17 protein-coding genes are annotated in these 18,984 nt (G+C 72.3%); 9 read left to right on the top strand and 8 right to left on the bottom strand.

What is annotated here, in order from left to right:
* The first annotated feature begins 4 nt into the window (after positions 1-4).
* From wecB to NGK70_RS22065, 8 genes are all read left to right on the top strand, one after another.
* On the top strand, positions 5-1,213 hold the full coding sequence (gene wecB / locus NGK70_RS22100; RefSeq protein ID WP_251970614.1) for a non-hydrolyzing UDP-N-acetylglucosamine 2-epimerase: 1,209 nt from the start codon (positions 5-7) through the stop codon (positions 1,211-1,213).
* Entirely contained in the window at positions 1,206-2,033 is an 828-nt protein-coding gene (locus NGK70_RS22095) for a YaiO family outer membrane beta-barrel protein (RefSeq protein WP_251970613.1), read from the top strand. Before wecB ends, NGK70_RS22095 begins: the two co-directional genes overlap by 8 nt.
* Before the next feature lie 22 nt (positions 2,034-2,055).
* Positions 2,056-2,916, top strand: a complete 861-nt coding sequence (locus NGK70_RS22090; RefSeq protein ID WP_251970612.1) for a hypothetical protein — start codon at positions 2,056-2,058, stop codon at positions 2,914-2,916.
* 1 nt (position 2,917) lies between these two features.
* Entirely contained in the window at positions 2,918-4,225 is a 1,308-nt protein-coding gene (locus NGK70_RS26530; RefSeq protein WP_310742553.1) for a hypothetical protein, read from the top strand.
* Between the two features lie 11 nt (positions 4,226-4,236).
* The gene (locus NGK70_RS22080) at positions 4,237-6,540 is read left to right on the top strand and encodes a polysaccharide deacetylase family protein (protein WP_251970611.1); all 2,304 of its coding nucleotides are present in this window, start codon (positions 4,237-4,239) and stop codon (positions 6,538-6,540) included.
* 183 nt (positions 6,541-6,723) lie between these two features.
* Positions 6,724-7,044 (top strand): pyrimidine/purine nucleoside phosphorylase, encoded by a 321-nt coding sequence (gene ppnP / locus NGK70_RS22075; RefSeq protein ID WP_251970610.1) that lies wholly within the window; start codon positions 6,724-6,726, stop codon positions 7,042-7,044.
* 60 nt (positions 7,045-7,104) lie between these two features.
* Positions 7,105-7,623 carry a putative pterin-binding protein gene (locus tag NGK70_RS22070; protein ID WP_251970609.1) on the top strand — a complete coding sequence of 173 codons (519 nt, stop codon included), beginning with the start codon at positions 7,105-7,107 and terminating at the stop codon, positions 7,621-7,623.
* Positions 7,624-7,625: 2 nt separating this feature from the next.
* On the top strand, positions 7,626-10,064 hold the full coding sequence (locus NGK70_RS22065) for an ATP-binding protein (protein WP_310742552.1): 2,439 nt from the start codon (positions 7,626-7,628) through the stop codon (positions 10,062-10,064).
* 34 nt (positions 10,065-10,098) lie between these two features.
* On the opposite strand, the gene NGK70_RS22060 is transcribed toward NGK70_RS22065, so the two are convergent.
* Positions 10,099-10,533, bottom strand: coding sequence for a hypothetical protein (locus tag NGK70_RS22060; protein WP_251970608.1), 435 nt, complete (start codon positions 10,531-10,533; stop codon positions 10,099-10,101).
* Between the two features lie 137 nt (positions 10,534-10,670).
* Positions 10,671-12,068 carry a DNA repair protein RadA gene (gene radA, locus NGK70_RS22055; protein ID WP_251970607.1) on the bottom strand — a complete coding sequence of 466 codons (1,398 nt, stop codon included), beginning with the start codon at positions 12,066-12,068 and terminating at the stop codon, positions 10,671-10,673.
* An 80-nt stretch (positions 12,069-12,148) separates the two neighbouring features.
* Here radA and NGK70_RS22050 point away from each other — a divergent pair, with 80 nt between their 5' ends.
* Positions 12,149-12,793: a LysE family transporter gene (locus NGK70_RS22050; RefSeq protein ID WP_251970606.1), complete on the top strand. Its 645-nt coding sequence runs from the start codon at positions 12,149-12,151 to the stop codon at positions 12,791-12,793.
* Between the two features lie 34 nt (positions 12,794-12,827).
* Here the strand turns inward: NGK70_RS22050 and arfB are convergent, their stop codons facing one another.
* From arfB to NGK70_RS22020, 6 genes are all read right to left on the bottom strand, one after another.
* The gene (gene arfB, locus NGK70_RS22045) at positions 12,828-13,226 is read right to left on the bottom strand and encodes an alternative ribosome rescue aminoacyl-tRNA hydrolase ArfB (RefSeq protein ID WP_251970605.1); all 399 of its coding nucleotides are present in this window, start codon (positions 13,224-13,226) and stop codon (positions 12,828-12,830) included.
* A gap of 24 nt (positions 13,227-13,250) precedes the next feature.
* Entirely contained in the window at positions 13,251-14,210 is a 960-nt protein-coding gene (locus NGK70_RS22040) for a bifunctional riboflavin kinase/FAD synthetase (RefSeq protein WP_251970604.1), read from the bottom strand.
* A gap of 65 nt (positions 14,211-14,275) precedes the next feature.
* Positions 14,276-16,429, bottom strand: a complete 2,154-nt coding sequence (locus NGK70_RS22035) for a xanthine dehydrogenase family protein molybdopterin-binding subunit (protein WP_251970603.1) — start codon at positions 16,427-16,429, stop codon at positions 14,276-14,278.
* Positions 16,430-16,442: 13 nt separating this feature from the next.
* Positions 16,443-16,913, bottom strand: coding sequence for a (2Fe-2S)-binding protein (locus NGK70_RS22030; RefSeq protein ID WP_251970602.1), 471 nt, complete (start codon positions 16,911-16,913; stop codon positions 16,443-16,445).
* Positions 16,914-17,070: 157 nt separating this feature from the next.
* A complete protein-coding gene (locus tag NGK70_RS22025) occupies positions 17,071-17,775 on the bottom strand; it encodes a pseudouridine synthase (protein WP_251973867.1) in 705 nt (234 codons plus the stop codon).
* 38 nt (positions 17,776-17,813) lie between these two features.
* Positions 17,814-18,860, bottom strand: coding sequence for a P1 family peptidase (locus NGK70_RS22020; protein ID WP_251973866.1), 1,047 nt, complete (start codon positions 18,858-18,860; stop codon positions 17,814-17,816).
* Positions 18,861-18,984: the final 124 nt, after the last annotated feature.

Here is an 18,984-nt window from a genome sequence, read left to right as displayed (position 1 = left end):
ACCGATGACCACCATGGAACGCCCCATCGTCATTTCCGTCGGCACCCGTCCCGAGATCATCAAGATGGCGCCCGTGCACGGTGAGCTGCGCCGCCGCGGCCTGCCGGTGGCCTGGGTGCACACCGGCCAGCACCGCGAGATGGCGCAGCCGCTGTACGAGTTCTTCGGCATCGAGCCGGAGCACGAGGTCATCCTCAAGCGCAGCAACGGCAGCCTGGCGCACCTGAACGCGCTGCTGCTGGAGCGCCTGGGCGAGATCTTCGACGCGGTGCAGCCCAGCGCGGTGCTGGTGCACGGCGACACCACCAGCACGCTGGCGTCGGCCCAGGCGGCCTTCTACCAGGGCGTGCCGATCGGGCACGTGGAGGCGGGGCTGCGCACCTTCAACCACCGCGAGCCCTTCCCCGAGGAGATGAACCGCGAGCTGACGGCGCGCCTGGCGCACTGGCACTTCGCGCCCACGTCCAAGGCGGCGGCCAACCTGCGCCACGAGGGCGTGCCCGACCAGGGCGTGCACACCGTGGGCAACACCGCGGTGGACGCGGCACTGGCCGGCACCGCCCGCGTCGAGGCGCTGCTCGGCCAGGGCCGCTCGGTGCTGCCCGCCGAGCTGGACGCGCTGCGCACCGGCCTGCGCTACGCCGGCTGGAAGCTCATCACCGTGACCGCGCACCGGCGCGAGAACTGGGGCGAGGGCATCGGGAACATCGCCCGCAGCGTGGCCGACCTGCTGCGCGCCCACCCGGACCTGGCGGTGGTCTGGCCGGTGCACGGCAACCCGGCGGTCAGCGATGCGGTCTACGCCGAGCTGGGCCCGCTGGTGCACGAGCTGGAGGGTCGCCTGACGCTGTGCCCGCCGCTGGACTACCCGGCGCTGCTCTGGTGCCTGCGCAACAGTACGCTGGCGCTGACCGATTCCGGCGGCATCCAGGAGGAGGGCGCGGCCCTGAGCTGCCCGGTGCTGGTGCTGCGCAACACCACCGAGCGGCCGGAGTTGATCGACGCCGGGGCCGGCCTGATCGTCGGCACCGACCGGGCCCACATCGTCGCCACGGTGGACGGCCTGCTGCGCCAGCCCGCCGCACTGCAGCGCATGCGCGAGGCGGTCAATCCCTTCGGCGACGGGACCACCGCGCGCCGCATCGCCGACGTGCTGCAGCAGGACCTGGGCCACTCGCCGGCCGCCGAGCCGAGGAGCGTTGAACATGCGTGACCCGAAGAACCCCTCGCGGGCCACCCTGGCCATGACCACGGCCCTGCTGTTGGGCACGGGGCTGGCCTGCGGGCGCGCTCACGCCGCCGAGCCCGGCCTGCGCCAGCCGCAGCGCGCCAGTGTGGAACTGCTGGGCAACCAGAGCGAACTGAGCGCCGGCCTGCCGCGCGGCACGGCGGCGAATCTGCGCGCCAACTGGTCGGCGCAGCCGGGCACGCTGCTGGCGGCCGAGCTGCTGTCGGAAAAGAAGTTCGGCGAGACCGGCGGCGTGGCCGGGCTGGGCCTCACCCAGGAGTTCAGCGAGGCCTGGTTCGGCAGCGCCACGCTGCTGGGCGGCTGGGGCGGGCCGAACTGGGCGCGCAAGCGGGTCGATGCCTCGGTCTCGCGCAAGTGGGGGCTGCGGCGCCAGTTCGTCACCACGCTGGGGGGCTACCGCGCGCTCTACGACGGCAGCCGCTCCGACACCGGCCTGCGCGTGTCGGCCAACTACTACGTCAACGGCTTCGTCGTGCTGGAGGCCGGCAGCAGCTTCAACCGCAGCCAGCCTGGCGGCGTGCACTCGCGCATGCCCTACCTGGCGGCCACGCTGGGCCGCGAGGGCGAGCAGGTTCTCGCCCTGCGCGCCGCGCGCGGCACCGAGGCCTGGCAGGCGCTGGGCGCGGGCAGCCCGCTGATGGTGGACTTCCGCAGCACGACGGTCGGGCTCGACTGGCGCTGGTGGGTCGACCCGGGCTGGGGCCTGCTGCTGCGCGCCGAGCACTACAGCAACCCGACCTACCGCCGCAACACGCTGGGCGGCGGTCTGTTCATGCAGATGTGAGCGCCCAACGGTGAGCGTCTTCATGCGATTCCTGACCCGTGCCCCGGCCCCGCGGCGCCGTGGCCCTGTCTTCCAGCATTCGCTGCAGCACGCCGTGCTGGGCGAGCTGGACCGGCGCGGCCAGCGCAGCGCGCGCAGCGTGATGCACCGCTCGATCTGGGGCCTGCAGCTGCCGCGTGGCCGGCTGCTGCACAGCACGCTGCTGGCGCTGGCGCTCACGCTGCTGCTGGTGGCGCTGCGCGAGTGGATCGGCCAGGCCTGGGCGACGCAGCTGGTGTGGTGGCTCGACCAGATGGGCCTGGGCGGGCGCTGGTCGGCGCGCATCGAGCCGGGCCTGATGCCCTGGCACATGGGCGCGCCCCGGGTGAGCCTGGCCGTCTCGGCGCCGCAGGACCTCACGCTGGCCGGCAACGCGCTGGGCGTGGCCCTGCTGTGGTGGGCCGTCGGCCGCCTGCCCGATGCCGCGCGGCCCGGCGCCTACCTGTTGCGCTTCTGCGCCCTGATCCAGGGTGCGGCGGTGTTCTTCTTCTGGCTCTGGCCGGCGAGCTTCCCGCACTCGGTGGATGACCACATCGGCAACGGCCTGCAGCAGTGCTGGTCGCTGATGCTGCTGGCGCCCTGGATCCACCTGGGCACGTACTACCTCTTCTCGGTGACCTGGGCGCAGCGCCTGGCGGTGACCGGGCTCACCTGGGGCTGGCTGCTGCTGCTGGCGCCGCTGCTGTATGCGCTGCACGCGCTGGTGATCGCCACCTTCGGCGTGCTGGCCATGCCGCTGCTGCACCTGATGTTCGGCGTCATGGTGGCCATCATCGGCTTCGTGGCGATCTATGGCTGGGCGATGAGCTGGGCCAACCAGCGCTCGCTGCGGCTGGGAGCCTGACGTGCGCGTACGACACCCCCTTGTCCGTGCCGCGCGCGCCATTGGCGCGCTGCTCTTCGCCGCGTGGGCCGGCGGCGCGCTGGCGCAGGACCCGCCGGCCGCCCTCGCCACGCCGCCCATCGACAGCGCCTGCCCGGCGGGCAACCTGGTCGACCCGGCCTTCCGGGACGCGGCGGTGCTGACCATGCGCCGCCTGGTGGTGCGCGCACCGGGCCGCGCCACCCACGGTGCGGTGCGCCGCAGCCTGGGGGCTGCGCACGTGGACCGGCGCGGGCGCACCTGGCACCACGTGGCCGCCTATGAGGCCAACCTGGGCTTCGTCGGCGCCCTGCGGGTGGATGCGACGATGCGCCGCGAGGCGGCCGACTGGCTGCGCTGGCAGGCCGCGCAGCTGCCCCTGTCCGGCCCGGACCGGGGCGTGCTGCACGACCGCTGGGTGCTGGCCGACGGATCGCAGCAGTCGGCCTGCCCGGCCGACATCGACGCACGCCACTGCCGCCAGATCGACGCGGTGGACAGCACCCTGGCGTCCTTCTTCCTGATGGCGCAGGCCTACCTGCGCCACGGCGGCGACGCGGCGCTGCTGCGCGAGCCGGCGCTGCGTGCGGCCTTCGACGTGGCCGCAGCCACGCTGGCCACGCTGCAGCAGACCGAGGGCCTGAGCTGGGCCAAGGCCGACCACCCGGTGGCCTACCTGATGGACGCGGTGGAGGTGGCCGCGGGCTGGCGGGCGCTGGCGCAGCTGCAGGCCGAGGCCTGGGGCGATGCGGCCGGCGCGGCGGTGAGCCGCCACCAGGCGCAGCGCACGCAGGACGCCCTGCAGCGCTCGCTCTGGGACGGGTCCGCCGGGCTCTGGCGCGTCAGCCTGAACGGCCCGGCCACCCGCCTGGCGCGCTGGTACCCGGACAGCATGGCGCAGGCCTGGCCGCTGCTGTGGGGGCCCGCCGGGCGCGACCCGGCGCAGGTCACCCGCGACCGCGCCGCCTGGCAGCGCGCCGCGGCGGCCTGGCACACACCCGAGCGCCACTGGGCCGCGCGCAACGTCGACCCGGCCGGCTTCTGGTGGCCCGCTGCCGCGGTGGCGGCGCACTGCAGCGGCGACGCCGGTGCTGCGGCCGACTGGGTGGCGCGGGCCCGCCGCGCCTGGCTGGCCGGCCCCCCGCCGTTCCCCTGGCCCTTCCAGGTCAGCGACCTGCTGTGGCTGCTCTGGCTGGCCGAACCCGGGCCGCCGCAGGCGCCGCTGCCCGACCCGGCTCCGGCCCCGCCCGCCCTATCCACACCGCTTTCCGTTTCCACCCCTGACCGTTGAGAGGACTCGCCATGACACTGTCAAAACCCCCTGCTGCTTCCCCGCACCGGGCACCGCGCCGCCTCAAGGCCTTGGCCGCGGCCCTGCTGGTCGGCGCCGGCCTGATGGCGCCGCTGGCGCACGCTGCCGTGGCGCGTGACACCCTGGTGCTGCTGGTGCCCGATGGCGCCAGCGCGACCAGCTGGCCCGTGCAGGTCTGGACCGACTCGGCCGCCGAGGAGGGCATCCGCATCCGAACAATGACGGACAGCCAGTTCATCGCGCTGGGCAGCGCCGCGGCCGCGCAGATCGCCGGCATGATCCTGCCCGACAGCGCCCACATCACCGCCAGCGACGCGGTGGTGGCCGCCGTGACCCAGTACGCCAACCTGGGCGGCAAGCTGATGCTGGTCTATGACGCCGGCGCGCTCACCGACACCGGCTTCTACGCCGCCGGCAAGTCGCGCTTCTCGGCCCTGGCCGGCGTCGACTACGTGCTCTACGACACCCTGCTGGACCGCATGGTCGGCTTCGGGCCGGCGGTGGGCACGCAGGCCCAGCTGGATGCGCTGCACCTGCCCCCGGGCAAGTACGTGCCCTGGACGGCCACCACCACGCTGTCGGCCAGCACCACCAGCACCGCGGCGTTCGTGACCGCCAGCAGCAGCGATGCGGGTGGCAGCAAGGCGATGCGTCCCTTCATCGAGGCCCGGGCGCTCAAGCGCATCGACGCGAGCTCGCGCAACGTGCGCCTGGCGCAGACCCAGCTGGTGCGCGACCTGCTCGGCCTGAACGCGCTGGATGCGCTGTCCGCGCCGACCACCAGCAGCGCTCCGGCCACCACCACGGTGACCGTGGCCGGCACGACCAGCACGCTGTCGAAGACCAGCACCACCACCTCCACCACCAGTGCGCTGCGCTTGCTGTCCAAGGTCAGCACGGCCACGTCCTGGAGCAGCCTGCTGACCAAGCTGCTCAGCAGCCCGGGGACCACCAGCACCACCACCAGCACCACCTCCGCGGGCACGCTGGTCACCGCGGCGGCCACCAGCACGGCGCTGCAGGCCATCAGCGGCTACGCCTACGGCCCGGTGAGCTACTTCAGCTACGTCACGCAGGGCAGCTACGCCGGCACGCCGCTGCTCACCTCGCCAGACCACGGCCTGGTGGCGGGCACGCGCACGGTGGGCAGCGGCAAGGTGATGTTCGTCAACATGCCGCTGGGCTACTTCAAGGCGATCGGCACCGACGCGGCCCCGCTGCACGGCTTCCTCAACCTGTTCGCGACCGACGTGGTCAAGGCGCCGGTGATGTCGGCGCAGCCCAAGGGCGTCGGCGGGCTGGTCTACAACTGGCACGTCGATGACGGGGACGACCTGAACACCGACATGAAGGCGCTGATGGACACGACCACGGTGCTCAGGCGCGGGCCGTTCTCCATCCACTTCACCGCCGGTCCGGACACCGTGACGCAGGGCGACGGGCTGGGCATGCTGCTGGACAGCAACACTGCGTCGCAGACCCAGTTCAAGCGCGTCGACGCGCTCGCGGCCAACCACGAGCTGGCGGCGCACGGCGGCTGGAACCATGACCTCTATGGCCTGGGGGCCGACGAGACCAACGCCGCCACCTACCTGCCGTGGGTGCAGCTGAACGTGGCGGCGGTGGAGCGCCTGTACGGCAAGACCACCACCGAGTACTCGGCGCCGCAGGGCAACAACCCGAGCTGGGCGGTCAACTGGCTGGAGGGGCATGGCGTCGTCGGCATGTACTTCGTCGGCGACACCGGCACCTCCGCCGTGCGCTCCTGGCGCAACGGGGCGCGGCTGACGCAGAAGCTGTGGAGCTTCCCGATCGCGCCCCAGGGCAAGTACGCGACCTTCGAGGAGTTCGAGGACTTCGGCGTCACCGATGCCACCACCAGCCAGTGGCTGCAGGACCTGCAGAGCTTCGTCGTCAACCACCGCACCAACCGGCTGTTCTACAACCACCCGCCGGGTGCGCGGGGTCACCTGCCGGTGGTGAACGCGCTGCTGACCCGGGCGGACACGCTCAAGGCGGCCGGCCAGTTCAACTGGTACACGATGACGCAGCTGGCGCAGTTCAACCAGCGCCGCCTGGGCGTGACCTGGAGCGCCAGCACGGTGTTCGGCTTCGGCAACTTCACCGCCAGCCACCCGACCTCGCTGACGGACATGACCTGGCTGCTGCCGCGCAGCGCCTACATGATGCCGATCATCACCTCGGGCCGGGGCAAGGTCAGCTACGACGCGACGAACTGGATCGTCACCGCCACCAGCGGCACGACGCTGAAGTTCAGCGCCGCAGAGAAGTGACCCACCCCCGTTGCGGCTGACGCCGTTCCAGCCGAGCGGCCTGCAGGCCGCTCGGCCTTCGCTGGCAGGAAGCCGTCCGCAGGGACGCCTTCCTGTCCCGCTCAGCCCCCTCAAGGGGATGGCGCAGGCTCCCTAGAATCCGGGCTCGCCCGTCCGGGTTCAACCACGTCAGCCCTTCTTCCCATGAGCACTCAGCAGATCGCGAACGTTTCCGTCCAGACCCAGGCCAACGTCTACTTCGACGGGCGCTGCGTGTCCTACTCCATCACGCTGGCCGACGGCACGAAGAAGAGCGTCGGCGTGATCCTGCCGGCCTCGCTGGTGTTCAACACCGGCGCCCCCGAGATCATGGAAACCGTCGCCGGCTCCTGCAGCGTCAAGCTGCCCGGCGCTGCCGACTGGCAGACCTTCGGCCCGGGCGAGCGCTTCAGCGTGCCGGGCAACGCGAGCTTCGAGATCCGCGTCGAAGGCGCCCCCTACCACTACATCTGCCACTTCGGCTGATCTTCGGTTCCCCGTCCGTCACGGGCGGGCTGCGTCGCGTTTGCGCCCATGGAGGCCGAGATGAATCCTTCCTTTGCGATACCGCGTCGGCGCGTGCTGCTGGGCGCCGCCCTGGCGGCGGCACTGTGGCGGCCCGCGAGCGCGCTCGACCGCCCGCAGGGGCGTGTCGTGCTGACGATCGGCGGGCTGATCGGCGAGAAGAACGCGGCCGCCCGGGCCGAGTTCGACATGGCGATGCTCGCCGCCCTGCCGCAGCACAGCTTCAGCACCCGCACCCCCTGGTACCCGGCCGCGCGCAAGTTCACCGGCCCGCTGCTGCGCGACGTGCTGGCCGCCGTGGGCGCCAAGGGGCAGACCCTGCGTGCCGTGGCGCTCAACGACTACAAGGTGACGCTGCCGGTCGAGGACTGCAAGCGCTACCCGGTCGTGCTGGCGCGGCTGATGGATGATCAGCCCATGCCGGTGCGCGACAAGGGCCCGCTGTTCATCATCTACCCCTTCGACAGCGACGAGGCGCTGCGTTCCGAGCGCTACTACAGCCGCTCGGCCTGGCAGCTCAAGCACATCGAGGTCGAGTGAACGTGGAGCAGCCGGCCGCGCCGGGCGTTGCCGCCGCCGAGGGGGGCGAACACCCTGCGGGCCCGGGGCGCTGGCTGTCGCTCATCGGGCTGGTGCTGGTGCTGGCCTTTGCCGGCGTGGCCTGGGTGCAATCGCGCGCGCTCGGGCTGCTCAACGACACGGTGTCGTACCAGGGCGACAGCCTGGTGTGGAGCTTCTACCAGCTGGAGGCGGAAACCCTGCGCCTGCGCCAGGTGCTCGATGACCTGGCCGATCACCCCCAGGCCTCCGGCCTGGAGGCGGTGCGCGATCGCTACGAGCTCTTCGTCAGCCGCATCAGCCTGATCGATCCGCACCGCACCCGGGCGGTGCTGTCGGACCTGCCTCGCCAGGCCGAGGTGCTGGCTGCGCTGCAGGCCTTCGTGCAGCACGCCGACCCCTTGCTGGCAGAGGGAGAAGGCGGCGCCCGGGCCGGTGATGCGCGGGTCTGGCACGACTTGGTGCATCGCCTGGACTGGCTGGCCGCCCCGATGCGTGAACTGGCCCTGCAGGTCAACCAGGCGGTGGGCGAGCAGGTGACGCGGCGCAACGAGGCAGTGCGCCTGCAGAACCGCCTCGCCATCGGCCTGACGGTGTTCCAGAGCCTGCTGACACTGGCCTTTGCGATCATCGTGATGCGGCAGATCCGCGCGCTGCACCAGCGCCATCACCGCCTGGAGCAGCTCGCCCAGCACCTGCAGGAGGCCCGCGCGGACGCCGAGCAGGCCAGCCGGGCCAAGAGCGCCTTCCTGGCCAACATGAGCCACGAGCTGCGCACGCCCTTCAACGGGCTGCTGGGCATGCTGTCGCTGCTGGAGGCCACGCCCCTGGAGGCACAGCAGCGCGCGCACCTGGCCACCGCGCGTGAATCGGGCCGGCACCTGCTGGCCCTCCTCAATGACGTGCTGGACATCTCCACGCTCGAATCCGGGCGCCTGGAGGTGCACCCCCACGACGTCGACCTGCGCGGCCTGGTGCATGACGTGGCCGCGTTGATGGGCACGCACGCCCGCGCCAAGGGCCTGCCCTTGCACTGCGAGGTGGCGCCCGAGGTGCCGCAGACGCTGCGTGCCGATGGCAAGCGCCTCAAGCAGATCCTCTTCAACCTGCTGGGCAATGCCATCAAGTTCACGCCCGGCGGCGAGGTGCGGCTGGAGGTGGCGGTGCGCCCGGCGGCCGGAGGCGCCCCCGAGCGGCTGGCCCTGCAGGTCAGCGACACCGGCATCGGCATGGACGCCGCCACGCTGGCGCGGCTGTTCCAGCGTTTCTCGCAGGGGGACGCCTCCATCCAGCGCCGCTACGGGGGCACCGGGCTGGGCCTGGAGATCTCGCGCAGCCTGGCACGCCTGATGGGCGGCGACATCGAGGTGGACAGCGCACCCGGGCAGGGCAGCCGCTTCACGGTGACGATCGCGCTGGAGCGCGTGCAGGCCCCGGCCGAGGCCGCCCCCCCGCCCAGCACGGCGCCGGTGCCGGCCGCACTGAGCGCCGAGGTGCTCGTTACCGACGACCACCCGGTCAACCGCAGCCTGATGCAGGCCATCCTGCAGCACCTGGGGCACCGCGTGCACCTCTGTGAAAACGGTGCCGAGGCGGTCGAGTGGCTTCGCCAGCACCGCTGCGATCTGGTGCTGATGGACGTGCACATGCCGGTGATGGACGGCCTGGCCGCCACGCGGGCCATCCGCGCGCTGCCGCCGCCGGCCTGCGACGTGCCGGTCATCGCACTGACGGCCGATGCCTTCGATGCCGCGCGCCAGCGGGCGCTGGAAGCCGGCATGAACGACTTCATCACCAAGCCGGTGCAGGTGCCCGTGGTGGTGGAGGCGCTGCGCCGCTTCGTGCCCCGCCTGGCCGCGGCCGAAGACAGCTCGCCGCGCGCAACTCAGCCTGTCCTGCAGCCCGAGCCGGGCCCGGCCCCGGGCCCGGGCCCCACCCCGACGGTGGCCGTATCCGCTGCCGTACCGGCTTTCATGCCGGTCTCCTCGCCGGCTTCCTCGCCGATGATCACCAGTCCCGCCCCGGCGGCCCCCCGCCCGCGGCTGCGCGTGCGCCGCGGTGAGATCGCCGAGTGGCTGGACCTGGAGGCGATTGCCGAGATCTGCGTCACGGTCGGCCTGGAGGGCTATCGCTCGCTGCTGGCCGGCCTGCTGGCCGAGTCATCGCCCGCGCTGGACGAACTGCTGCGAGCCCTCGACCCCGCCGCAGACCCCGCCGCCATCCGGGGCGCGGCCCACAAGTTCAAGGGGGCCGTGGCCAGCCTCGGGTTGAAACGCCTGGCTGCGACGGCCAAGGCCTGGGAGCTCGCCAGCGCCGAGGCCCCGCTGGAGGCGGGGCAGCGCGAGCAGGCGGCCCAGGCATTGCGCGATGGGTTCCAGCACACCCGCGCGCTGTGCCTGCGGGTGGGTTACCTGCTCGCCTGAGCCGGGCGGCCGCAAGGGCCGCAGGCGACGCTGCTCAGGCGGCCTTGTCGTAGGACTCGTCGGGGTACTCGACGAAGCGGCTCTCGTCGGCGCGGGCCACCGCCCAGCGCACCACCACGTTGCGCCGTAGCGTCACGGCGATCTCGTGGCCGGCGGCATCGCGCCAGAGCCACTCGTCGCGGCGCTCGGTGGGCACGCCCAGGCTGCCGGTGATGCGCAGCACCTCGGCCATCGTCATGCCATGGGCCAGGCGGGATTGCACCCGCACGATGCTGTCGATCTGCCCCTTGGGCTGGCTGGCCGCCTGGCGCAGCACCCGGGTGGCCTGGTTGAACTGCAGGACCATCCAGAACGCGATGATGGTCACGCTCACCACCACCCCCTGCCATCCGTAAAAAAACCAGCCGATCAGCAGCGCCGATCCTGCCAGCACCATGTTGAAAGTCTGCCCCGTCAGCTTGTTGGCCATGGACGTCCCACCGCTTGTTTCGATACTGCGAAAATGAAAATTATCATCTCATCACGTGACCACGGTGCGTCGGCCGTGCTGCGGCAAGGGCCATCGGTGCCCTTCGCGCAACGGTGGTGCGGCCGCGCCACCGGGCCTCAGCGCGCCGGTGGCGGGCCCGCGTGGCCGTCGCCGAGCGCACGCACCAGGTCGATCGCCTGCTCGATGCGCTCCACGCCGTGCAGCTCCAGCCCCTCGATGGGCTTCTTTGGCAGGTTCGCCTTGGGCACCACCGCCACCGAGAAGCCCAGCTTGGCCGCCTCGCGCAGCCGCTCCTGCCCGCGCGGCGCCGGGCGGACCTCGCCGGCCAGGCCCACCTCGCCGAAGGCGACAAAGCCGCGCGGCAGCGGCCGGCCGCGCAGCGAACTCTGGATCGCCAGCAGCACCGCCAGGTCGGCCGCCGGCTCGCTGATGCGCACGCCGCCCACCGCGTTGACGAACACATCCTGGTCGAAGCAGGCCACCCCGGCGTGGCGGTGCAGCACCGCCAGCAGCATGGCCAGCCGGTCGCGGTCCAGGCCCACCGACAGCCGCCGTGGGCTGGGCCCGCCCGAATCGACCAGCGCCTGGATCTCCACCAGCATCGGCCGCGTGCCCTCCAGCGTCACCAGCACGCACGATCCCGGCACCGGTGCGCCGTGGGTGGACAGGAAGATCGCGCTCGGGTTGGTCACGCCCTTCAGGCCGCGCTCGGTCATCGCGAACACGCCGATCTCGTTGACCGCGCCGAAGCGGTTCTTGATCGCCCGCACCAGCCGGAAGCTGCTGTGCGTGTCGCCCTCGAAGTACAGCACCGTGTCCACGATGTGCTCCAGCACCCGCGGGCCGGCCAGCGCGCCCTCCTTGGTGACGTGGCCCACCAGCACGATGGTGCAGCCGCTGGCCTTGGCCGTGCGGGTGAGCTGGGCGGCGCACTCGCGTACCTGCGCCACCGAGCCGGGCGCCGAGCTGAGCTGCTCGGAATAAAGCGTCTGGATCGAGTCGATCACGCAGAAATCGGGCGCCTCGGCCGTCAGCGTGGCCTGGATGCGCTCCAGGCCAATCTCGGCCAGCACGCGCAGCTGTGTGCCGCCCAGCCCGAGCCGGCGCGCCCGCAGCGCGACCTGCGCGCCGGACTCCTCGCCGGTCACATAGAGCACCTTCATCTGCATCGACAGCGCCTCGGCCGCCTGCAGCAGCAGGGTGGATTTGCCGATGCCGGGGTCGCCACCGATCAGTACCACGCCGCCCTCGACCACGCCACCGCCCAGCACACGGTCCAACTCCTCCAGCCCCGTGGGGGTGCGGGCCACGTCGGCGGCCTCGATGTCAGCCAGCGTTGCCACCGGCTGGGTGCGGGCCAGCGCCTGGTAGCGGTTCTTTGCCCCGCTGGCCGCCGGCTCGGCCACCGTCTCCTCCAGCGTGTTCCAGGCGTTGCAGCTCGGGCACTTGCCCAGCCACTTGGCGCTCGTGCCGCCGCACTCGCTGCAGGTGTAGATCGTCTTGGCTCGGCTCATGCCCTTATTGTCGTGGGCAGTCGCGGGGCAGCAGGAAGTGAGGCTTGCGCCGACAATCGCCGTTTTGTCGGAGCCCCTGCATGGATTGGTCCACCTGGCTTGCCTTCTTTGCTGCCTCCTGGGCGATCAGCCTCTCGCCCGGTGCGGGCGCGGTCGCCGCGATGAGCGCAGGGCTGAGCCACGGCTTCATGCGCGGCTACGCGATGACGCTGGGCCTGGTGCTGGGCATCTGGACGCAGATCCTGGTCGTCGGCCTGGGGCTGGGGGCGCTGATCGCGGCGTCCAGCCTGGGCTTCACCCTCGTCAAGTGGGCCGGCGCGGCCTACCTGATCTGGCTGGGCATCCAGCAGTGGCGCGCCCCGGCCAAGCCGATGGTGGCCGAGGCCGCGCCAGATGCATCGGGCGCGGGCGTGCGCACCCGGCGGCGTGAGCTGGTGCTGCGCGGCTGGATGATCAACACCGTCAACCCCAAGGGCACGGTCTTCCTGCTCGCGGTGGTGCCGCAGTTCCTGGAGCTGGCGCAGCCGCTGGCGCTGCAGTACGGCGTGATCGCGCTGACGCTGGGCTTCACCGACCTGGTGGTGATGGCCGGCTACACCGCGCTGGCCGCGCGCGTGCTGCGCAGCCTGCGCGAGGTGCACCACATCCGCGTGATGAACCGGGTGTTCGGCTCGCTCTTCGTCGGCGCCGGGGCGCTGCTGGCGACCTTCAAGCGCGCGGCCTGAGCGGGCGCGCAACCTCCGTCAGTCCGGCGCTCCGTCAGTCGGTCACCCGGCCGCGCCCGGCCTTGATGCCGGCGCGCACCGACTTGCCCTGCAGGCGGCGCTGCTGCGAGCCCCGCGTCGGCCGGGTGGCGCGGCGGGCCTTGGGCACGTGGGCAGCGGCATCGACCATTTCTTGCAGGCGCTCAAGCGCCTCGGCCTGGTTCATTGGCAGGCTGCGGTGCGCCTGCGCCTTGATGACCACCACGCCCTCGGCGCTGATGCGGCTGTCGGCCAGGGCCAGCAGGCGCTCCTTCACAGCGTCGGGCAGCGAGGAGGCGCGGATGTCGAAGCGCAGGTGCACTGCGTTGGACACCTTGTTGACGTTCTGCCCACCCGCGCCCTGGGCACGGATGGCGCTGAACTGCACCTCGGCCGGGTCGATGCAATGGGACATGGCCGCCGCGCCGCGGGCGCTGCGTCAGGCGCGGGCGAACCAGACGCGTGCGTCGACCACGTCCTGGGCGATGCCTGCGCGCAGGGCTTCCAGGCCGTCGTAGCGGCGCTCGTCGTGCAGCTTGTGCAGCAGCTCGACCTGCACGACGCGGCCGTAGGCGCCCTCGCTGCCGAGCGAGGCAGGCCAGTCGAGGCAGTTCACCTCCAGCAGCACGCGCCCGGCGTCTTCCACGGTCGGGCGCACACCCAGGCTGGCGACCCCGGGCAGTGGCCGGTCGGCCAGGCCGAAGACCTGCACCACGAAGATGCCCTGCGCGGCCGGGTTCGGGTGGCCGAAGCGCAGGTTGAGGGTGCGAAAGCCCAGCTCCCGCCCCAGCTTGCGCCCGTGCAGCACGTGGCCGGAGACGCTGTAGGGCCGCCCGAGCAGCGCGGTGGCGCGTGCCATGTCGCCCTGCGCGAGCGCCTCGCGCACCGCCGAGCTGGACACGCGCAGGCCGTGCACCTCGTAGCTCAGCATGCGCGCCACGTCGAAGCCGGCGCGTGTGCCGGCCCCGTCGAGCATGGCGTAGTCGCCGGCCCGCTTGGCACCAAAGCGGAAGTCGTCGCCCACCAACACGTAGCGTGCGCCCAGGCCGCGCACCAGCACGTCGTCGACGAAGGCCTCGGGCGAGAGCGCCGCGAAGCGCTGGTTGAAGGGCATCAGCACCACCTGGTCCACGCCGCAGCGCTCCAGCTCCAGCAGCTTGTCGCGCAGCGTGGCCACGCGCGTGGGGGCCAGCTCGGGCCGTCCGGTGCGCTGGGCGAAGTAGTCGCGCGGATGCGGCTCGAAGCTCATCACGCAGCTGGGCAGGCGCCGGTGCCGGGCCTCGCTGGTCAGCAGCGCGAGCATGGCCTGGTGGCCGCGGTGCACGCCATCGAAGTTGCCGATGGTCAGGGCACAGGCCGGGGCGATGCCGGGGTGGTGGTGGCCGCGGAAGATGCGCATGGGCCGGGATTATCGGTGCCCGGCCCGGTGCTTCGCTGGGTGTGCCGCGTGCCGTGCCAGCCTGCTCAGGCCTGGGCGATCGTCTCCGGCCGGATCGGCATGCGGCGCACCCGCTTGCCGGTGGCAGCGAAGACCGCATTGGCCAGCGCCGGGGCCATCAGTGAGGTGGCCGGCTCGCCGATGCCGCCGGGCTTCTCCCGGCTCTCTAGCAGCGTGATGTCGATCGCCGGCACCTCGTTGTGGCGCATCACCCGGTAGGTGTCGAAGTTGAACTGCTGCACGCGGCCCTTGTCGACGGTGATCTCGCCCCAGAGTGCGGCCGACAGGCCGTACACCACGCTGGACTGGATCTGCGCCTCCACCGTGTCGGGGTTGACCATGCGGCCCGGGTCGGCCACCACGGTGACGCGGTGCACCTGCGGCGCGCCGTCCTTCATCGAGATCTCCAGCACCGCGCCGATGTGGGTCTCATAGCCCTCGAACACGGCCACGCCCCGGTGGCGCCCCGCCGCGGCCGGCGTGCCCCAGCCGGCCTTGGCGGCCAGGGTCTTGAGCACGTTGGCCAGGCGCGGCTGGGTCTCCAGCAGCGAGAGCCGGTAGGCCACCGGGTCCTTGCCCGCGGCGGCGGCCAGCTCGTCGATGAAGCTTTCGTTGGCGAAGGCGTTCATGTTGTGGCTGACCGCACGCCAGTAGCCCACGCGCAGGCCGGCGTCGTGCTTGACGGCGTCGTGGCGGGCCACCGGGATGTCGTACAGCGGCACGGCGGCCTCGGTCATCAGCGCGTCGGGCGCCTCGGCCGGCAGGTTGAACACCCGCCCGGTGACCGACTGCGATGCCACCCGCCAGGTCAGCGCCGTGGGCTTGCCATCCGCGCCGACGGCCGCGGCGAGCTGGTGCACCCCCAGCGGGCGGTAGAAGTCGTGCTGCATGTCGTCTTCGCGGGTCCACACCAGCTTGACCGGCTTGCTCACGGCCTTGCTGATCAGTGCGGCCTGGATGGCGTAGTCGAAGTCGATGCGCCGCCCGAAGCCGCCGCCCAGGAAGGTGTTCTCCACCGTCACGGTCTCCGGCTTGAGGCCGAGGATCTTGGCGATCGCGCCCTGCAGCGCATCGGGCCACTGGGTCGGGCCGACCAGCCGGGCGCGGTCCGCCTCGACGTGGGCGGTGTAGTTCATCGGCTCCATCGGTGCGTGCGACAGGTTCTGTGTCAGGTACTCGGCGCGCAGCACCTTGGCGGCGCGGCCGATCACGCTGTCCGGGTCGCCCTGCTGCTTGATCGGGAAGGGCTTGCCGCTGGCCAGCGCAGCGCGCGTGCCGGCGATCATCGCCGCGGTGTTCAGGCCTGCGTTCGGCCCCTCGTCCCACTGCACGCTGAGCTGCTCGCGCGCCTGTGCGGCCTGCCAGTAGCTCTGCGCCACCACCGCCACGCCGTCGGGGATCTGCACCACGTCGATCACGCCGGGCATGGCGCGCGCCTTGCCGGCGTCGAAGGACCTGACCTTGCCGCCCTGCACCGGGCACTGCTGCAGCGAGGCGTAGACCATGCCGGGCAGCTTGACGTCGATGCCGAAGGTGGCGGTGCCGTTGACCTTGGCCGGCGTGTCCAGCCGCGGCGTGCGCTTGCCGACGATGCGGAACTGGCTCGGGTCCTTCAGCGTGACCTTCTCGGGCGCCTTCAGCTTGGCGGCCTCGGCGGCCAACTCGCCGTAGCTGGCGCGCCGCCCATTGGGGCCCAGCACCTGGCCGTCCTCGGCGCGCAGCTGGGCGGCGTCGACCTTCCAGCGCTCGGCGGCGGCGGCGATCAGCATCTCGCGCACCTGGGCGCCGGCCAGGCGCTGGCGCTCCCAGCCCTCGCGCACGGAGGTGGAGCCGCCGGTGAGCTGCAGGCCGAAGATCATCGCGTTGCCGTAGGCCTTGCCCGGGGGCGCGAAGGCTACGCGCACCTTGCGCAGGTCGACGTTGAGCTCCTCGGCGAGCAGCATCGGCATCGAGGTGTAGACGCCCTGGCCCATCTCGGCGCGCGCCGAGATCAGCGTGATGGTGTTGTCGTCGGCGATGTGCACCCAGGCGTTGGGCGTGTGCACCAGGCCGGCGGCGCCGGCCGGGCCGCTGGGCAGCACGAAGCCGACCATCAGGCCGCCGCTGAAGGCGGCCGAGGACTTGAGGAAGCTGCGGCGTGAGGGGCGCGACGGGCTGGCGGCGCGTTGGGCGTGCTTCATGTCGGGTCTCCCTTCAGGCCTTGCCACGGCGCATTTCGGCGGCGGCGGTCTTGATGGCGGCGCGCACGCGCACGTAGGTGCCGCAGCGGCAGACGTTGCCCTTCATCGCCTCGTCGATCTGGGCGTCGCTGGGGTTCTGGTTGGCCGCCAGCAGCGCGGCGGCGCTCATCAGCTGGCCGCTCTGGCAGTAGCCGCACTGCGGCACGTCGTGGGCGATCCATGCCTTCTGCAGCGGGTGGCTGTTGTCCTTGGACAGGCCCTCGATGGTCGACACCGATCGGTCGGCCGCGCGCGACAGCGGCGTCGAGCAGGAGCGGATCGGCTCGCCGTCCAGGTGCACCGTGCAGGCGCCGCAGAGCTTGGCACCGCAGCCGAACTTGGTGCCGGTCAGGCCCAACTCGTCACGCAGCACCCACAGCAGCGGGGTGGCAGGCTCGGACTGGGCGGTGGCCGCCCGGCCGTTGATCGTCAGGTTCACGCTCATGGGTCTCCTCCAGAACAGGCATGGGGCTTTCGGCCCCATGATCCATGTCAAGACTAGATCCGTGAACGCAAAAAACGCAGCGTACTTACCCGCGCCAAACAGGCCAGCCTGGGCGGCACTCTGTCGCGCCAGCGACAGCGGCCGAGGTTGAGACGGCTCAGCTCCCGGCGGCCCAGATCACCGCCGGGTCGTCGATCCAGCGCCACTGACCGGGCGCCAGGTCGGCGGGCAGGGCCAGCGCGCCGAAGCTGCTGCGGTGCAGCGCCTCGACGTGGTTGCCCACCGCGGCCACCATGCGCTTGACCTGGTGGTACTTGCCTTCGCCCAGCGTCATGCGCAGCGCGCATTCACCGCTGCGCTCGCAGGCCAGCACACGCACCAGGTTCGGTTCGTCGTGCAGCTTCACGCCGGCGCGCAGCTTCTCGATCTGGCCGTCCTCGACCGGGCGGGCGGTGGTGACCTCGTAGACCTTCGGCACGTGGCGCTTGGGGTGCGTCAGGCGGTGGATCAGCGCGCCGTCGTCGGTCAGCAGCAGCAGGCCGGTGGTGTCCACGTCGAGCCGGCCGACCGGCTGCACGTCGCGTTGTCGCAGCGGCCCCGGCAGCAGCTTGAGCACGCTCGGCCAGGCCGAGGGCTTCTGCGAGCACTCGTAGCCGGCCGGCTTGTGCATCAGGATCACGGCCTGGGCGTGGTAGGGCCAGGCCCGGCCCTCGACCTCCAGCACCAGGCCCTCGGTGGCCACGGGCTCGAAGGGGTCGGTGATCGTGCGCCCGGCCACGCGCACCAGCCCGGAGGCGATCAGGCCCTCGCACTCGCGGCGGGCGCCCAGGCCCTGGCTGAAGAGGGCGTCGGCCAGGGCCAGCGTGGCCGGTGCACCGGCGTTCGTGTTCTTGCGGGCCATCAGTGGCGCTCCAGTCGGTTCAGGTCGGTGGCGGCGGGCAGGCGCGTGCCGTCGGGCAGCGTCAAGCCGGTCGCGGCGGTGATGGCGTTGACGATCGCGCGGGCGGTCACCTCGGCCGCCAGCGCGCCGAGCACGGTCAGGTCGGCGTGGCCCTCGGCGGTGCCGGTGGCCAGCGCGAAGAGCGTGTCGCCATCGGTCATCGTGTGCACCGGCGAGATGGCGCGGGCCAGGCCATCGTGCGCCATGGTGGCCAGCTTGTTGGCCTGCGCCTTGGTGAGCGCGGCGTCGGTGGCCACCACGCCGATCGTGGTGGCCATGCCGGCCAGCGCGCCCGCAGGCAGGTCACCGGCGACCAGGCGGGCAGCGGCGTCGCGCAGGCTCGTCCCGTCGGCGCCGCGCGAGCCGGCCAGCAGGCGGCCGGTGGCGGGGTCGCGCACGTCGCCCAGCGCGTTGACGGCGATCAGCGCGCCGACGGTGAAGCGCCCGGCGCGTAGCGAGGCGCTGCCGATGCCGCCCTTCATGGCCTGCGCGACGCCGAAGAGCTTGCCCAGCGTGGCTCCGGCCCCGGCGCCGACACCGCCCTGCGCGGGCGCGCTGCGGCTGGCGGCGGCGCAGGCGGCGTGGCCGGCGCTGGCGTCGGGGCGGATGCGGTGGTCGCCCACCAGCAGGTCGAAGAGCACCGCCGCGGGCACGATGGGCACGCGTGCCGGGCCGACCGGAAAGCCGTGCCCGGCCTCCTCCAGCCAGCGCATCACGCCGCCGGCGGCATCCAGCCCGAAGGCGCTGCCGCCGGCCAGCAGCACGGCGTGGACCTGCTCGACCAGGTTGTCCGGGCGCAGCAGGTCGGTCTCGCGGGTGCCGGGCGCGGCGCCGCGCACGTCGACACCGCAGGTGGCGCCGGCCTCGCAGAGCACGACGCTGCAGCCGGTGGGCCGGCGGGTGTCGGTGAAGTGGCCGACCTTCAGTGGCGCGACGTCGGTGATCGCGCCGGGGTAGCTGAGGGGCGGCAGGGCAGGCAGGGAAGGCGGGTTGGTCGGTGTCTGCATGCCGCCAGTGTGCGCGAAGTCACTGTTGCTGCGTTGCAGCACCAGCGCTTTTCAAGCGATCGGGCCCGCGCCTGCGCTGCCAATCTGCGGCCCGTACCCAAGCAGTTGGTGCGGTACCGCCCGT

Origin of the sequence: Sphaerotilus microaerophilus (genome assembly GCF_023734135.1) — a bacterium.
GTDB classification, from domain to species: Bacteria; Pseudomonadota; Gammaproteobacteria; order Burkholderiales; family Burkholderiaceae_C; genus Sphaerotilus; species Sphaerotilus microaerophilus.
Note: the sequence above shows the minus strand (reverse complement) of the source record. Positions and strands in the feature narration are given on the sequence as shown.

Coding starts and splice junctions, on each gene's coding strand:
- radA (WP_251970607.1), bottom strand. CDS start 12,068: ATGAGCCGAGCCAAGACGATCTACACCTGCAGCGAGTGCGGCGGCACG.
- NGK70_RS22050 (WP_251970606.1), top strand. CDS start 12,149: ATGGATTGGTCCACCTGGCTTGCCTTCTTTGCTGCCTCCTGGGCGATC.
- arfB (WP_251970605.1), bottom strand. CDS start 13,226: ATGTCCCATTGCATCGACCCGGCCGAGGTGCAGTTCAGCGCCATCCGT.
- NGK70_RS22060 (WP_251970608.1), bottom strand. CDS start 10,533: ATGGCCAACAAGCTGACGGGGCAGACTTTCAACATGGTGCTGGCAGGA.
- NGK70_RS22030 (WP_251970602.1), bottom strand. CDS start 16,913: ATGAGCGTGAACCTGACGATCAACGGCCGGGCGGCCACCGCCCAGTCC.
- NGK70_RS22095 (WP_251970613.1), top strand. CDS start 1,206: ATGCGTGACCCGAAGAACCCCTCGCGGGCCACCCTGGCCATGACCACG.
- NGK70_RS22080 (WP_251970611.1), top strand. CDS start 4,237: ATGACACTGTCAAAACCCCCTGCTGCTTCCCCGCACCGGGCACCGCGC.
- ppnP (WP_251970610.1), top strand. CDS start 6,724: ATGAGCACTCAGCAGATCGCGAACGTTTCCGTCCAGACCCAGGCCAAC.
- NGK70_RS22040 (WP_251970604.1), bottom strand. CDS start 14,210: ATGCGCATCTTCCGCGGCCACCACCACCCCGGCATCGCCCCGGCCTGT.
- NGK70_RS22020 (WP_251973866.1), bottom strand. CDS start 18,860: ATGCAGACACCGACCAACCCGCCTTCCCTGCCTGCCCTGCCGCCCCTC.
- NGK70_RS22070 (WP_251970609.1), top strand. CDS start 7,105: ATGAATCCTTCCTTTGCGATACCGCGTCGGCGCGTGCTGCTGGGCGCC.
- wecB (WP_251970614.1), top strand. CDS start 5: ATGACCACCATGGAACGCCCCATCGTCATTTCCGTCGGCACCCGTCCC.
- NGK70_RS22090 (WP_251970612.1), top strand. CDS start 2,056: ATGCGATTCCTGACCCGTGCCCCGGCCCCGCGGCGCCGTGGCCCTGTC.
- NGK70_RS22035 (WP_251970603.1), bottom strand. CDS start 16,429: ATGAAGCACGCCCAACGCGCCGCCAGCCCGTCGCGCCCCTCACGCCGC.